Origin of the sequence: Bradyrhizobium sp. SZCCHNR3119, assembly GCF_032487775.1 — a bacterium.
GTDB lineage: Bacteria > Pseudomonadota > Alphaproteobacteria > Rhizobiales > Xanthobacteraceae > Bradyrhizobium.
In genome coordinates this window covers 1-17,310 of record NZ_JAUEUV010000002.1, presented here as the reverse complement: position 1 = coordinate 17,310, position 17,310 = coordinate 1, and the positions used below count along the sequence as shown (strand labels likewise).

Below are 17,310 nucleotides of genomic sequence, written 5' to 3'. Positions count from 1 at the left end.
GGCTCCGATCTCAGAGAGTGAGGTGGCCCTGGAGGAGTGGGAAATCAGACAGCGTGAAGCCGCCATCGCTGATTTCGCAGTGCTCGATCAGAGCCTGCAGGTATGCGACAAGACCCGCTGCAAGAGCCTCGATGGTCGATGCGTCGTGAGATGCCGGACTGTAGACCCACTGCAGCTGCAGGCGACCGTCGCGGACGTAGGCGGAGACGTCGATCAGATGCGCCCGCCTGTTGCGCCCGTCCTGTTGGGCGCCGACGTCTTCCGGCGCAAAGCGCAAGGCCCCTGCTCCGCCGCTGCCGTCGAGCTGGCCGAGATAGTTGAAGCTGATCTCGGGGCTGACCTCCGGCACGGCTGCGCCAGCGAGATAGCGCAGCAGGCCATAGCCGATGCCGCGGTGGGGCACGGCCCGCAATTGCTCCTTCACCACCTTCAGCGCCGCGCCGGCATCGGATGTACCTTCGACCTCGAGCAGCACCGGGAACAGGCTGGTGAACCAGCCCACCGTCCGCGAGACGTCCAGCTCGGCAAACAGCTCCTCGCGGCCATGGCCTTCGAGCGCAACCAACAGCCGTCGTTGTCCGGTCCACTCGGCACAGGCCTCGACCAGCGCCGTCAGCAACACGTCGTTGATCTGGGTGTGATAGACTCCGGGCACGTCCTGCAGCAGCGCCCGCGTCTGCGCCGCATCCAGCGTCACGCTCACCATGCGCACCGTGTCGGCACGGTTGGTCCCGCCCTCATGGTCGCGCGGCAGACGAGACGCCTCCGCCCAGGGCTGGCCCTGCCAATAGGCCAGCTCGCGCTGTAAGCTCTCCGAGCCGGCATGCACCACCAGCCGTTCGGCCCAGGCCCGGAACGAGGTGGTCTTTGCCGCCAGCCTGACCGGCTCACCTTGCTGCAAGGCCGAGAGAACAGTGGCGAGGTCCTCCAGCAGGATCCGCCACGACACCCCATCCACCACCAGATGATGGACGATCAGCAGCAGCCGCCGGCCCTGGGAGCCGAGATCGAACAGCCCGGCGCAAAGCAAGGGGCCATCGGCCAGATCGAGGCTCGCCTGCAGCCGGTCGGCATGCTTCTTCAGCGCCGCGGGCTGCACCGCCGCGCCAAGCTCGGTGAGATCGATCGGCTCGCAGGCGAGCTGAACGGCAGCCTCGTCCTGCCCATGCAGCTGCCGCCAGCTCTCTCCCTGCCGATGGAAGCGCAGCCGCAGCGCATCGTGATGGCGCAGCAGATGGCTCATTGCCTCGCTCACCAGTCCAGGCGTCAGCGCCGCAGCCGCATCCAGCAGCACCGTCTGGTTGAAGTGATGCGGCGCTGCGAGCTCCTGCTCGAAGAACCAGTGCTGGATCGGGCTCAGCGGCACCTCGCCGGTCACCAGCCCCTGCTCGGCCGTGACCGCCGTCGCATGACCGGCGACCGCCGCAAGCGCTGCGATCGTCTGCTGCTCGAACACCTGCCGCGCCGTCAGGCTCAGCCCGGCCCGCTTGGCCCGCGCCACCACCTGGATCGACTGGATCGAGTCGCCGCCGAGTTCAAAGAAGTTGTCGGTGACGGAGACGCGTTCCAGCTTGAGCACCTCGCGCCAGATCGCAGCGAGCGCGGCTTCGGTGGCGTTGCGCGGGGCGATGATCTCGCCCCGGCCCTGCCACTCCGGCGCCGGCAGCGCGTTGCGGTCGAGCTTGCCGTTCGGCGACAATGGCAGCCGGTCCAGCCGGACGATCGCCGACGGCACCATGTGGTCCGGCAGCGTGGCCTGCAGTTGCCGGCGCAACGCGTCGGCCTCGCAGCGCGCATCGTCGCGTGTCGTGACGTAGCCGACCAGCCGCCGCTCGCCGCTGTCCTCGCGCACCACCACCGCGGCCTGCTCCACCTCGGCATGGGCCGAGAGCGCCGCCTCGATCTCGCCGAGCTCGATCCGGAAGCCGCGGATCTTGACCTGGTGATCGATGCGGCCGAGGTAATCCAGCGCGCCGTCACTGCGCCAGCGCGCGAGATCCCCGGTGCGGTACAGCCGCTCGCCGGGCGTGAACGGATTCGGCACGAACCGCTCCGCAGTCAGCCCAGGCCGCCGCAGATAGCCGCGGGCAACACCGATGCCGCCGATATGGAGCTCGCCGGCCACCCCGATCGGAACCGGGTTGAGGCGATGATCCAGCACGTAGAGCTGGATGTTGCTGATCGGACGGCCGATCGGCACCTGCGTGGCGGCAGGCTCCAGCCGGCACGCCCACGCGCTGACGTCGACCGCAGCTTCGGTCGGGCCGTAGAGGTTATGCAGCCGGCACGACGGCAGCAGGTCGAGGAAGCGGTTCTGCGTCTCCACCGCCAGCGCCTCGCCGCTGCAGATGGTCGCGCGCAAGGAGCCGCATCGCTTCAGATCCGCAGCCTCCAGGAAGGCCTGCAGCATCGAGGGCACGAAGTGGACGATGCTTACCCTGGCCTGCTCGATCAGCTCGGCCAGATAGGCCGGATCCTGATGGCCGCCGGGCCGGGCGATCACCAGCTCGGCGCCGTGGGCCAAGGGCCAGAAGAACTCCCACACCGAGACGTCGAAGCCGAACGGGGTCTTCTGCAGCACCCGGTCGTCGGGCGTGAGTTGATAGGCCGCCTGCATCCAGGCCAGGCGGTTGACGATGCCGCGATGGGCGTTCATCACCCCCTTCGGCCTGCCGGTCGAGCCCGAGGTGTAGATCACGTAAGCGAGGTTGGCCGGCGTGCAGCTGGTGCTTGGCGCGGTGTCGGGATGGCGCGCGATCTCGGGCCAGTCGGCATCGAGCCGCACCACGCTCGCCGCGCCCGCAGCCAGGCGCTCGACCAGGTTCGCCTGGGTCAGCAGCACCGGCGCCATGGCGTCATCCATCATGTAGGCCAGCCGCTCGGCCGGATAGCTCGGATCGAGCGGCAGATAGGCTCCGCCGGCCTTGAGAATACCAAGCAGCGCGACCACCATCTCCAACGATCGCTCGGCCAGCACGCCGACCACGACGTCGGGGCCGACACCCAGCCCTTGCAGATGATGCGCCAGCTGGTTAGCACGGCGGTCGAGCTCGCCGTAGCTCAAGGTGGCGTCCGCAAAGCGCAGCGCGATTCTGTCAGGCGTGCGCGCCGCCTGGATCGCGAACGGCTCATGCAATAGCCCTTGCGGAGTACCCGCCGCCGTGGCGTTGAATGCGCTCACCACCTGCTGCTGCTCGGCATCGCTCAATAGCGACAGCGCCGAGAGTGGCCGGTCCGCATCGGCCACGATCTCCCCCAGCAGCCGCGCCAGGTGCTGGAGCAAGCGCTCGACCGCGGTTGTCTCGAACCGTTCGCGCTCCGCGATCAGGCGGAACGAGAGCTGCTCGCCGACCGTCACCTGCAGGGTCAGCGGATAATTGGTGCGCTCCAGCGGACGGACCTCGCTGATCCGGATCGTCTCGGCGAGCCCGCCCAGCGCCGACATCTCCGCCGGATAGTTCTCGAACGCCACGATGCTCTCGAACAGCGGCGTCGCAGCCGGCAGCTCGCTCCAGCGCTGCACCTCGGCAAGCGGAGAGTATTGGTAGTCGGTCAGCTCGCTCTGCCGCGCCTGCACCTCACCCAGAAACTCCAGCACGTTTGCCTGCTCCGGCAGCACCACGCGCAGCGGCAGCGTGTTGATGAACAGCCCGACCGTGCGCTCCACCTCAGGCAACTCGGCCGGACGGCCCGACACCGTAACGCCGAACACGACGTCATTGCTGTCGCCGTAGCGGCCGAGCAGCAGCGCCCAGGCCCCCTGCACCAGCGTGTTGACGGTCAGCCGGTGCCGACGCGCGAAGCTCTCGATCTCGCCAAGCGCGATCTCGCAGGTCTGCTCGGCATAGCGGTCTTGGCTTTGCTCCGTCAGCACCGAGGCCGCAGGACGGCCGAGCCCGAGCGAACTCGGCGTGCCGAAGCCGGCCAGACGCTGCCGCCAATAGGCTTCCGCCGCAGCCATGTCCTGGCGTTGCAGCCAGGCGATGTAGTCGCGGAACGGACGCAGCGGGATCAGCTGCGGCGCCTCGCGCCGGCTCAGGGCCACATAGGCTGCGAACACCTCATCGAGCAGCAGCGGGATCGACCAGCCGTCGAACAGGATGTGATGGCTGTTCCAGAGCAGGCGGTAGTCATTATCCCCGGTCCGGATCAGGCAAAGCCGCAGCAGCGGCGGAGATGCGAAGTCGAAGCCGCGGCTGCGCTCGGCCTGCTGCAAGGCCTCGAACCGCACCTCCTGCTCGGCGGCAGGCAAGCCTCGCCAATCCTCGCGCACGAACGGAAGCTTCGCTGCGCGCAACACCACCTGCAGCGGCACCGCCAGATCCTGGCCGACAAAGGCCGAGCGCAGTACCGCGTGACGGGCCACCACTGTCTGCCAAGCCTGCTCGAACGCATCGCCATCCAGCGCACCTTCCAGCCGGCAGGCCAGCGAGATCACATAGACCGCGCTCTCGGGCGCATAGAGGCTGTGGAACAGCATGCCCTGCTGGGTCGGCGACAACGGATAGATGTCTTCGACCTGCTGTGGCCCGCCGACTGAGGCGACGACGCGGTCAAGCTCGTCCTGGCGCAGTCCGGCCAGCGGGATGTCCGACGGCGTCAGGCCGCCGTCACTCGCCGCGCAGTGCGCGATCAGCGCACGCAAGGCTGCGACATGATCCTCGGCGAGCGCCGTGATCGTGGCGGCCTCATGCAGCTCGGAGCTGTAGAACCACTGCAGCTGCAGGCAGCCGTCGCGGACATGGGCGGAGACGTCGATCAGATGCGCCCGCCGGTTGCGCCCGTCCTGCTGGGCACCGACGTCTTCCGGCGCAAAGCGCAAGGCCCCTGCTCCGCCGCTGCCGTCGAGCTGGCCGAGATAGTTGAAGCTGATCTCGGGGCTGACCTCCGGCACGGCTGCGCCAGCGAGATAGCGCAGCAGGCCATAGCCGATGCCGCGGTGGGGCACGGCCCGCAATTGCTCCTTCACCACCTTCAGCGCCGCGCCGGCATCGGATGTACCTTCGACCTCGAGCAGCACCGGGAACAGGCTGGTGAACCAGCCCACCGTCCGCGAGACGTCCAGCTCGGCAAACAGCTCCTCGCGGCCATGGCCTTCGAGCGCAACCAACAGCCGTCGTTGTCCGGTCCACTCGGCACAGGCCTCGACCAGCGCCGTCAGCAACACGTCGTTGATCTGGGTGTGATAGACTCCGGGCACGTCCTGCAGCAGCGCCCGCGTCTGCGCCGCATCCAGCGTCACGCTCACCATGCGCACCGTGTCGGCACGGTTGGTCCCGCCGTCATGGTCGCGCGGCAGACGGGACGCCTCCGCCCAGGGCTGGCCCTGCCAATAGGCCAGCTCGCGCTGCAAGCTCTCCGAGCCGGCATGCGCCGCCAGCCGTTCGGCCCAGACCCGGAACGAGGTGGTCTTCGCCGCCAGCCTGACCGGCTCGCCCCGCTGCAGCGTCGAGAGAACAGTGGCGAGGTCCTCCAGCAGGATCCGCCACGACACCCCGTCCACCACCAGATGATGCACGATCAGCAGCAGCCGCATGCCCTGCTCCCCAAGATCGAACAGCGCCGCGCGCAGCAAGGGGCCGTCGGCCAGATCGAGGCTCGCCTGCAGCCGGTCGGCATGCTTCTTCAGCGCCGCGGGCTGCACCGCCGCGCCAAGCTCGGTGAGATCGATCGGCTCGCAGGCGAGCTGAACGGCAGCCTCGTCCTGCCCATGCAGCTGCCGCCAGCTCTCTCCCTGCCGATGGAAGCGCAGCCGCAGCGCATCGTGATGGCGCAGCAGATGGCTCATTGCCTCGCTCACCAGTCCAGGCGTCAGCGCCGCAGCCGCATCCAGCAGCACCGTCTGGTTGAAGTGATGCGGCGCTGCGAGCTCCTGCTCGAAGAACCAGTGCTGGATCGGGCTCAGCGGCACCTCGCCGGTCACCAGCCCCTGCTCGGCCGTGACCGCCGTCGCATGACCGGCGACCGCCGCAAGCGCTGCGATCGTCTGCTGCTCGAACACCTGCCGCGCCGTCAGGCTCAGCCCGGCCCGCTTGGCCCGCGCCACCACCTGGATCGACTGGATCGAGTCGCCGCCGAGTTCAAAGAAGTTGTCGGTGACGGAGACGCGTTCCAGCTTGAGCACCTCGCGCCAGATCGCGACGAGCGCTTCTTCCGTGGCGTTGCGCGGCGCGATGATCTCGCCCCGGCCCTGCCACTCCGGCGCCGGCAGCGCGTTGCGGTCGAGCTTGCCGTTCGGCGACAATGGCAGCCGGTCCAGCCGCACGATCGCCGACGGCACCATGTAGTCCGGCAGCATCTGTTGCAATTGGCGGCGCAGCTCGCTGATGTCGGTCGAGGCTTCCGGATCCGCCACCACATAGGCGGCAAGCCGCTTGCCGGCGCCATCCTCGCGTATGACGGCTGCAGCCTGCGCAACGCCGTCCTGCGCCGATAGCGCCGCCTCGATCTCGCCGAGCTCGATGCGGAAGCCACGCAGCTTCACCTGGCTATCCAGCCGCCCCAAGAACTCCAGCTCGCCATCGGCGCGCCAGCGCACCAGGTCTCCGGTGCGGTACAGCCGCTCGCCGGGCGTGAACGGGTTCGGCAGGAAGCGCTCCGCCGTCAGCCCCGGCCGCCGCAGATAGCCGCGCGCGACACCGATGCCGCCGATATGGAGCTCGCCGGCCACCCCGACCGGCACCGGCTGCAGTCGCCGGTCCAGCACATAGCTCCTGGTGTTCGGCAACGGACGGCCGATCGGCGGCCGGCCAGCGCCGTCGCAGCGGAACATGGTGGTGCACACGCTGGCTTCGGTCGGACCATAGGCGTTGAATACCTGCCGCCCCGCCAGCCATGGCCGCAACAGCTCCGCCGAGCAGGCCTCGCCGCCGACGAGCAGCGTCTTCAGATCCTTGAACTCGGCGACAGGCAAGGCGGCCAGCGCCGCCGGCGGCAGCAGCACCGTGCTGATGCGCTGCCGCAGCAGCAGCTCGCGCAACGGCTCGCCCGGCATCAGCTCGTGCTGGGCCGCCAGCACCAGCGCCGCCCCGACCCGCCAGCTCATCACCAGGTCCCACACCGCCGCATCGAAGCTGATCGAGGCGAACTGCAGGATGCGGTCGCTCTCCTCCAGCGGCAGCCGTGCCAGCTGCGCGTCGGCAAGGTTCATGATGCCGCGATGGCTGATCATCACCCCCTTCGGCTTGCCGGTCGAGCCCGAGGTGTAGATCACATAGGCCAGATGATCGGCATCGACACCGCTCATCGGCGCCGTCTCGGGATGCGCGGCAATCGCCTGTCCATCGACATCGAGCCGCACCACGATCGCATCGCTCGCCGGCAGGCGCTGCAGCAGCGCCTCCTGCGTCAGCAGCACCTCAACCTTGGCATCATCCAGCATGTAGGCCAGCCGCTCGGCCGGATAGCGCGGGTCGAGCGGCAGATAGGCCCCGCCCGCCTTGAGGATGCCGAGCACCCCCACCACCATGTCCAGCGAGCGCTCCACACACAGCCCGACGATCACGTCGGGGCCGACGCCCAGCCCGCGCAGATGATGCGCCAGCTGGTTGGCGCAGCGATCGAGCTCGCCATAGCAAAGCTCGTCATCTTCCCAGATCGCCGCAACCGCATCCGGCCGGCGTTCCGCATGCGCGGCGAACAGCTCGTGCAGGCAGACATCCTGCGGGTAGCTCGCCGCGGTGTCGTTCCAGTCCACGATCAGCCGCCGCCGCTCCGCCTCGCTCAGCAGATCGATTTCGGACAATGCTCGGTCCGGCTTGCAGGCAATCTGATCAAGAAGTTGCAAAAAATGACCGATCACACGGTCGATGGTCGCGCGATCGAACAGATCGGTCGCATACTCGAGGGAGCATTCGATGCCGGACGGCACCTCCTGCACATACAGCGTGAGATCGAATTTTGCCGTCTGATGTTCGGCATCGGCTTCAATCCGGCTGACGGCGACACCCGGCAATTCCAGGGAGTCGAACGGCGTGTTCTCGAATGACAGACAGGCCTGGAATAGCGGATGTCGCGACAGGACGCGTTCCGGCTGCAATGCATCGACCAGCTTCCCAAACGGAATGTCCTGGTGTGAATAAGCCCCGAGCGCGGTCTCCTTGATCCGACCGAGAAAATCCCTGAACGTAGGATCTCCGGAGAGTTCGCAGCGCATGACCAGCATGTTGACGAACATTCCGGTCAGGCCTTCCAGCTCCAGCCGAGAACGACCTGCAACCGGAGACCCGACGAGAATATCCTGCTGGCCGCTGTAGCGAGAGAGCAAAAGCGAGAACGCAGCGAGGAACACCATATACAAGGTTGCGTCTTCGCGGCGTGCCAAGGCCATGAGCTGCGCACGCAGCTCACCTGATACGACGAACGGCACTGTCGCGCCCGCAAAGGACTGCACCGGCGGCCGCGGCCGGTCGGTCGGCAACTCCAGCGTCGTCGGAGCACCAGCCAGCTGGCCGCGCCAGTGGTCGACGTAGCGACTGAGAACGTCGCCATCGAGCCAGTTGCGCTGCCACAGCGCATAATCGGCGTATTGAACGGCAAGGTTCGGCAGCGACGCAGTGCGCCCCTCCACTTCGGCGCGATAGAGCAGCCCAAGTTCCCGCAACAATACCCGGAGCGACCACCCATCCGAGATGATGTGGTGCATGTTGACCAGCAGAAGATGCTCGCGTTCGCCGAGCTTGACGAGCATGGCACGGAGCAGCGGCCCTGTGCGAAGATCGAAAGGTTGCCTGGCATGATCGTTGATCAGCCGGCGTGCCTCGATCTGCCGTTCTTCGCGCTCAAGCGCCCCAAGATCGGTGAACCCGATCCGAAACGCCTGCGTCTCGTCGATCACCTGGACGCCGCGGCCATCCACGAGCTCGAAGCGGGTACGCAGGTTCGCATGGCGACGCACGATCTCTGAGAACGCACACTGCAGCGCGGGCCCATCTAACAGACCGTCGAGGCGAAGCGCACCAGCCATATTATAGGCCGCCCCTACATCTTCGACCTGGTCGAGAAACCAGAGCTGCTCCTGGGCATACGACAGCGGAAGAGTCCGGACGCGTGGCCCTGGGACGAGTGCTGGCGCAACCAATCCGGTCTGCTGGCGCTGCGCTTCATCGATCTTCGTCGCCAGCATCCTGATCGTCGGCGCCTCGAACACTGCCCGCAGAGGTATCGCCACCTGGAATACGGCATTCACCCGTCCGATCAGTTGCGCCGCGATCAAGGAGTGGCCGCCGGACGCAAAGAAGTTATCGTCGACACCCAGCTCCGAGAGCTGCAGTACGTCGCACCAGATTGCGGATACGACCTCCTGAACGCCCCCCGTCGGCATCGTGCGCTGATCATTCGACTGAGGCGTCGGCTCCGGCAAGGCGGCACGGTCGACTTTCCCATTCGCTGTCAGCGGCAAGGAGTCCAGCACCACGATGTGCACGGGCACCATGTAGTCCGGAAGCGACCTTTGCAGGTGCTGTCGCAGCGCATCTGTCGAGAGCGTCCGGTCCGGCTTTGCCGCGACGTAGCCGACGAGCTGCTTGCCGGTCGCGGTGTCGCGCGCCAAGACCGCCGCTTGCGCGACGCCGACATGATGCCGTAACGCGGCTTCGATCTCGCTCAGTTCGATGCGGAAGCCACGGATTTTTACCTGGCCGTCACGCCGCATCAGATACTCGATAGCGCCATCGGCAAGGCGGCGCACGATGTCGCCTGTCGCATAGAGCCGGCCACCGGCCCGACCAAACGGATCAGGGATGAAGTTTTCGGCGCTCAGAGCCGGCCGGCCCCAATAGCCGTGGGCGAGGCCGGCGCCACCGACATAGAGTTCACCCGCGACCCCAATCGGGACGGGCTGGAGCGCGGCATCGAGCACGTAGCAGGTGCTGTTGGCGATCGGACGGCCGATCGGAATCGCTCGCGCATCAGCTGGGACGGCCTTGACCTCCATCCACGTGCTGAAGGTTGTGCCCTCAGTAGGTCCATACAAATTCAGCAGTCGCCGCGGCGCGCCGTGCTCGAGCACGGTGCGTACGGCCTGCGGGTCCGCCGCTTCACCGCCGAACAACACATCCCTGACGGACGCGAAGATGTCAGGAGCCTCCTGCGCCAGCCGATTGAACAGCGCCGTGGTCACGAACACACTATCGAGACGTCGCTCCCGCACGGTGGCGGCGAACCGGCTCGGCGAAAGTGCAGTGTCCCGATCAATGATGACGATGCAGCATCCGTTGAGCAGCGCCGCCCACAATTCAAACGTGGCCGCATCAAAGGACGGGCTCGAAAGATGGCTCACCCGATCGCCTGGCGAGAGCGCGATGTAGTCGGCTCCAATGGCCAGACGCGCGATCGCCCGATGCGGCACCGCAATGCCCTTGGGAAGCCCAGTCGAGCCCGATGTATACATTACGTAGGCGACCGCTTCGCCGCCCAGCTCAGCCGACGGCTGCGCATCCGTATAAGGCGCATCGGCCACGCGGAGCGAGGGCAGTTCAGCCGGAGCGCATCCGCCTGGAGCAACGACGACCGCAGCCAAGCCGGCGTCTCTTACCATGAAGGTCAGGCGCTCCTCCGGGTAGCTCGGATCGAGCGGCACGTAGCAGCCACCGGCCTTTAGGATTCCGAGCATGCCCGCGATCAGGCCGGCCGAGCGCTCGCCGGAGAGGCCAACGGCTGCGCCAGGAACGATGCCAAGTCCGCGTAGGCCGGCGGCGATCCCGTTGCTCCAGGCATCGAGCTCGCGATAGCTGATGCGGCGCCCTCCATCATCCACCGCGATTGCATTCGGATAGCGCACGGCTTGGTCGGCAAATATCTCGTGCAGGCTGCGTTCGGCTGGATAGCGCCGTGCAGTGTTGTTCAATTCAACCAAGAGCTCGCGTCGTTCCAATTCGCTCAGCAGCGGGAGATCGCGAATCCGCCAATCCGGATTGGCAGCAATGGCGTCCAGCAGTTGTGCGAAGTGGCACGCCAGGCGCTCGATCGTTGTTTGATCGAACAGCTCGGTCGCATATTCGATCGATACGTCCAGACCTCGCTTCGCGTCGTAAACATGAACAGTCAGATCGAACTTGGCCTGCTTATTCTCGGCAGGGATCGGCGTCAGTTGCAAACCAGGAATGACAAGCCCCTCGAACGGCGCCTGCTGAAGCGCGAACATCACCTGGACCAACGGATGCCGAGCCATGTCGCGGTCCGGCTGAAGCGCTTCGACGAGCCGCTCGAATGGCAGATCCTGATGCGCATAGGCATCGAGCACTGTCGTCTTGACCTGTTGCAGCAGCTCCCTGAAGCTCTGCTGGCCGGAGCAGTTCGCGCGCAGCACCAAGATATTGGCGAAGAAGCCGATCAATCCCTCGAGCTCATGCCGGCGCCGGCCGGCGACCGGCGACCCGACGAGAATGTCGGTCTGACCGCAATAGCGCGACAACAGCAGCTGAAATGCGGATAGCAGCACCATGAACAGAGTGGCATTCTCCTGTCGGGCCAGGCGCTGAACCGCTGTGACAGTCGCCTCCGCGATGGAGATCCGATGATGAGCGCCGGCGAACGTTGGGTCCGGTCGTCGCGAGCGATCGGTCGGAAGATCGAGTTGGGGAGACGAACCTGCCAGGCGCTCGGTCCAATAGGTGAGCTGGCGCTCGAGCGCGTTGCCTCGGAGCCACTGCCGCTGCCAGAGCGCATAATCAGCATATTGCACCGGTAATGGCTCGAGCGGAGAAGGCTTCCCTGCGCGGAAGGCCTGGTACAGCGCGGTGACCTCTCCGATCAGAACCTCCGACGACCACGCATCCGAGATGATGTGATGCATGGCGAGTAGCAGGAGGTGCTGCTCGGACCCAAGCCGGATCAGCCGGGTGCGGAAGGGTGGCGCCGCGCTGAGATCGAATGGTTCAGCAGCGTGCTCTCGGCTTTGCCGATCCAGCTCAGCGTTCTGCTCCTGCCTGGAAAGATGTGAGAGGTCCAAGACATCGAGCCGATACGACGCCGCAGGATCGACGATCTGAACGGCGCGCCCGCTCACCGTCTCGAACCGGGTCCGCAGCATTTCATGCCGCCAAACGATCTCGCTCAAAGCTTGCTCAAGAGCATTCGCGTCGAGTTCGCCCTCGAGCCGAAGTGCGACGGCGACATGGTAGGAGGAGCCCGCACTGCCGAGTTGCTCAAGAAACCACAGTCGTTCCTGTGCAAAGGACAAGGGCAGCTCGCTCGTACAGCGAGGCACGACCGGCGGCAGCTCGCTGTTCTGCGAGCGGATATCTTCAAGAAACGCGGTGATTTCCTGCTGACGCGCGCGGACCTCATCAATCCGTTCGCGCGTCATCACGCCGCGAGGAGCACGGTAACGTACCTGACCATTTTCAGACCAGATCTGGACGCCGTCGCGCCGCAGCAGGGAGAGCAGGTTTTCAATCATCAGATGATCCCTTCCTCCAGTTCGGCTTCCGCTTCGACGGCAAGCGGTCCGGCATTCGCCCAGCCAAGAACCTCGATCCGGTCGGCAAGCTGGCCAAGCGTCGTCGTCTCGAACATCGCCTTGAGCGGCAGGGCCACCTGCAATTCCCTTTGCACGCGGGCGATGGCGCGCGTCGCCGACAGCGAGTCGCCGCCGAGCTCGAAGAAGTTGTCGGTGACGGAGACGCGTTCGCGCTTGAGCACCTCGCGCCAGATCGCAGCGAGCGCGGCTTCGGTGGCGTTGCGCGGGGCGATGATCTCGCCCCGGCCCTGCCACTCCGGCGCCGGCAGCGCGTTGCGGTCGAGCTTGCCGTTCGGCGACAATGGCAGCCGGTCCAGCCGGACGATCGCCGACGGCACCATGTGGTCCGGCAGCGTGGCCTGCAGTTGCCGGCGCAACGCGTCGGCCTCGCAGCGCGCATCGTCGCGTGTCGTGACGTAGCCGACCAGCCGCCGCTCGCCGCTGTCCTCGCGCACCACCACCGCGGCCTGCTCCACCTCGGCATGGGCCGAGAGCGCCGCCTCGATCTCGCCGAGCTCGATCCGGAAGCCGCGGATCTTGACCTGGTGATCGATGCGGCCGAGGTAATCCAGCGCGCCGTCACTGCGCCAGCGCGCGAGATCCCCGGTGCGGTACAGCCGCTCGCCGGGCGTGAACGGATTCGGCACGAACCGCTCCGCAGTCAGCCCAGGCCGCCGCAGATAGCCGCGGGCAACACCGATGCCGCCGATATGGAGCTCGCCGGCCACCCCGATCGGAACCGGGTTGAGGCGATGATCCAGCACGTAGAGCTGGATGTTGCTGATCGGACGGCCGATCGGCACCTGCGTGGCGGCAGGCTCCAGCCGGCACGCCCACGCGCTGACGTCGACCGCAGCTTCGGTCGGGCCGTAGAGGTTATGCAGCCGGCACGACGGCAGCAGGTCGAGGAAGCGGTTCTGCGTCTCCACCGCCAGCGCCTCGCCGCTGCAGATGGTCGCGCGCAAGGAGCCGCATCGCTTCAGATCCGCAGCCTCCAGGAAGGCCTGCAGCATCGAGGGCACGAAGTGGACGATGCTTACCCTGGCCTGCTCGATCAGCTCGGCCAGATAGGCCGGATCCTGATGGCCGCCGGGCCGGGCGATCACCAGCTCGGCGCCGTGGGCCAAGGGCCAGAAGAACTCCCACACCGAGACGTCGAAGCCGAACGGGGTCTTCTGCAGCACCCGGTCGTCGGGCGTGAGTTGATAGGCCGCCTGCATCCAGGCCAGGCGGTTGACGATGCCGCGATGGGCGTTCATCACCCCCTTCGGCCTGCCGGTCGAGCCCGAGGTGTAGATCACGTAAGCGAGGTTGGCCGGCGTGCAGCTGGTGCTTGGCGCGGTGTCGGGATGGCGCGCGATCTCGGGCCAGTCGGCATCGAGCCGCACCACGCTCGCCGCGCCCGCAGCCAGGCGCTCGACCAGGTTCGCCTGGGTCAGCAGCACCGGCGCCATGGCGTCATCCATCATGTAGGCCAGCCGCTCGGCCGGATAGCTCGGATCGAGCGGCAGATAGGCTCCGCCGGCCTTGAGAATACCAAGCAGCGCGACCACCATCTCCAACGATCGCTCGGCCAGCACGCCGACCACGACGTCGGGGCCGACACCCAGCCCTTGCAGATGATGCGCCAGCTGGTTAGCACGGCGGTCGAGCTCGCCGTAGCTCAAGGTGGCGTCCGCAAAGCGCAGCGCGATTCTGTCAGGCGTGCGCGCCGCCTGGATCGCGAACGGCTCATGCAATAGCCCTTGCGGAGTACCCGCCGCCGTGGCGTTGAATGCGCTCACCACCTGCTGCTGCTCGGCATCGCTCAATAGCGACAGCGCCGAGAGTGGCCGGTCCGCATCGGCCACGATCTCCCCCAGCAGCCGCGCCAGGTGCTGGAGCAAGCGCTCGACCGCGGTTGTCTCGAACCGTTCGCGCTCCGCGATCAGGCGGAACGAGAGCTGCTCGCCGACCGTCACCTGCAGGGTCAGCGGATAATTGGTGCGCTCCAGCGGACGGACCTCGCTGATCCGGATCGTCTCGGCGAGCCCGCCCAGCGCCGACATCTCCGCCGGATAGTTCTCGAACGCCACGATGCTCTCGAACAGCGGCGTCGCAGCCGGCAGCTCGCTCCAGCGCTGCACCTCGGCAAGCGGAGAGTATTGGTAGTCGGTCAGCTCGCTCTGCCGCGCCTGCACCTCACCCAGAAACTCCAGCACGTTTGCCTGCTCCGGCAGCACCACGCGCAGCGGCAGCGTGTTGATGAACAGCCCGACCGTGCGCTCCACCTCAGGCAACTCGGCCGGACGGCCCGACACCGTAACGCCGAACACGACGTCATTGCTGTCGCCGTAGCGGCCGAGCAGCAGCGCCCAGGCCCCCTGCACCAGCGTGTTGACGGTCAGCCGGTGCCGACGCGCGAAGCTCTCGATCTCGCCAAGCGCGATCTCGCAGGTCTGCTCGGCATAGCGGTCTTGGCTTTGCTCCGTCAGCACCGAGGCCGCAGGACGGCCGAGCCCGAGCGAACTCGGCGTGCCGAAGCCGGCCAGACGCTGCCGCCAATAGGCTTCCGCCGCAGCCATGTCCTGGCGTTGCAGCCAGGCGATGTAGTCGCGGAACGGACGCAGCGGGATCAGCTGCGGCGCCTCGCGCCGGCTCAGGGCCACATAGGCTGCGAACACCTCATCGAGCAGCAGCGGGATCGACCAGCCGTCGAACAGGATGTGATGGCTGTTCCAGAGCAGGCGGTAGTCATTATCCCCGGTCCGGATCAGGCAAAGCCGCAGCAGCGGCGGAGATGCGAAGTCGAAGCCGCGGCTGCGCTCGGCCTGCTGCAAGGCCTCGAACCGCACCTCCTGCTCGGCGGCAGGCAAGCCTCGCCAATCCTCGCGCACGAACGGAAGCTTCGCTGCGCGCAACACCACCTGCAGCGGCACCGCCAGATCCTGGCCGACAAAGGCCGAGCGCAGTACCGCGTGACGGGCCACCACTGTCTGCCAAGCCTGCTCGAACGCATCGCCATCCAGCGCACCTTCCAGCCGGCAGGCCAGCGAGATCACATAGACCGCGCTCTCGGGCGCATAGAGGCTGTGGAACAGCATGCCCTGCTGGGTCGGCGACAACGGATAGATGTCTTCGACCTGCTGTGGCCCGCCGACTGAGGCGACGACGCGGTCAAGCTCGTCCTGGCGCAGTCCGGCCAGCGGGATGTCCGACGGCGTCAGGCCGCCGTCACTCGCCGCGCAGTGCGCGATCAGCGCACGCAAGGCTGCGACATGATCCTCGGCGAGCGCCGTGATCGTGGCGGCCTCATGCAGCTCGGAGCTGTAGAACCACTGCAGCTGCAGGCAGCCGTCGCGGACATGGGCGGAGACGTCGATCAGATGCGCCCGCCGGTTGCGCCCGTCCTGCTGGGCACCGACGTCTTCCGGCGCAAAGCGCAAGGCCCCTGCTCCGCCGCTGCCGTCGAGCTGGCCGAGATAGTTGAAGCTGATCTCGGGGCTGACCTCCGGCACGGCTGCGCCAGCGAGATAGCGCAGCAGGCCATAGCCGATGCCGCGGTGGGGCACGGCCCGCAATTGCTCCTTCACCACCTTCAGCGCCGCGCCGGCATCGGATGTACCTTCGACCTCGAGCAGCACCGGGAACAGGCTGGTGAACCAGCCCACCGTCCGCGAGACGTCCAGCTCGGCAAACAGCTCCTCGCGGCCATGGCCTTCGAGCGCAACCAACAGCCGTCGTTGTCCGGTCCACTCGGCACAGGCCTCGACCAGCGCCGTCAGCAACACGTCGTTGATCTGGGTGTGATAGACTCCGGGCACGTCCTGCAGCAGCGCCCGCGTCTGCGCCGCATCCAGCGTCACGCTCACCATGCGCACCGTGTCGGCACGGTTGGTCCCGCCGTCATGGTCGCGCGGCAGACGGGACGCCTCCGCCCAGGGCTGCCCCTGCCAATAGGCCAGCTCGCGCTGCAAGCTCTCCGAGCCGGCATGCGCCGCCAGCCGTTCGGCCCAGGCCCGGAACGAGGTGGTCTTTGCCGCCAGCCTGACCGGCTCACCCCGCTGCAAGGCCGAGAGAACAGTGGCGAGGTCCTCCAGCAGGATCCGCCACGACACCCCATCCACCACCAGGTGATGCACGATCAGCAGCAGCCGCCGGCCCTGGGAGCCGAGATCGAACAGCCCGGCGCAAAGCAAGGGGCCATCGGCCAGATCGAGGCTCGCCTGCAGCCGGTCGGCATGCTTCTTCAGCGCCGCGGGCTGCACCGCCGCGCCAAGCTCGGTGAGATCGATCGGCTCGCAGGCGAGCTGAACGGCAGCCTCGTCCTGCCCATGCAGCTGCCGCCAGCTCTCTCCCTGCCGATGGAAGCGCAGCCGCAGCGCATCGTGATGGCGCAGCAGATGGCTCATTGCCTCGCTCACCAGTCCAGGCGTCAGCGCCGCAGCCGCATCCAGCAGCACCGTCTGGTTGAAGTGATGCGGCGCTGCGAGCTCCTGCTCGAAGAACCAGTGCTGGATCGGGCTCAGCGGCACCTCGCCGGTCACCAGCCCCTGCTCGGCCGTGACCGCCGTCGCATGACCGGCGACCGCCGCAAGCGCTGCGATCGTCTGCTGCTCGAACACCTGCCGCGCCGTCAGGCTCAGCCCGGCCCGCTTGGCCCGCGCCACCACCTGGATCGACTGGATCGAGTCGCCGCCGAGTTCAAAGAAGTTGTCGGTGACGGAGACGCGTTCCAGCTTGAGCACCTCGCGCCAGATCGCGACGAGCGCTTCTTCCGTGGCGTTGCGCGGCGCGATGATCTCGCCCCGGCCCTGCCACTCCGGCGCCGGCAGCGCGTTGCGGTCGAGCTTGCCGTTCGGCGACAATGG

The 17,310-nt window shown here is 67.0% G+C and carries 2 protein-coding genes; both read right to left on the bottom strand.

Annotated features, from left to right (window positions below):
- Positions 1 to 10: 10 nt before the first annotated feature.
- A complete protein-coding gene (locus QX034_RS27390) occupies positions 11 to 12,400 on the bottom strand; it encodes a non-ribosomal peptide synthase/polyketide synthase (RefSeq protein WP_316196122.1) in 12,390 nt (4,129 codons plus the stop codon).
- Positions 12,400 to 17,310: non-ribosomal peptide synthetase (locus QX034_RS27385; protein WP_316196120.1), on the bottom strand; the 4,911-nt coding region annotated here is incomplete at its 5' end. The genes QX034_RS27385 and QX034_RS27390, both read right to left, overlap by 1 nt.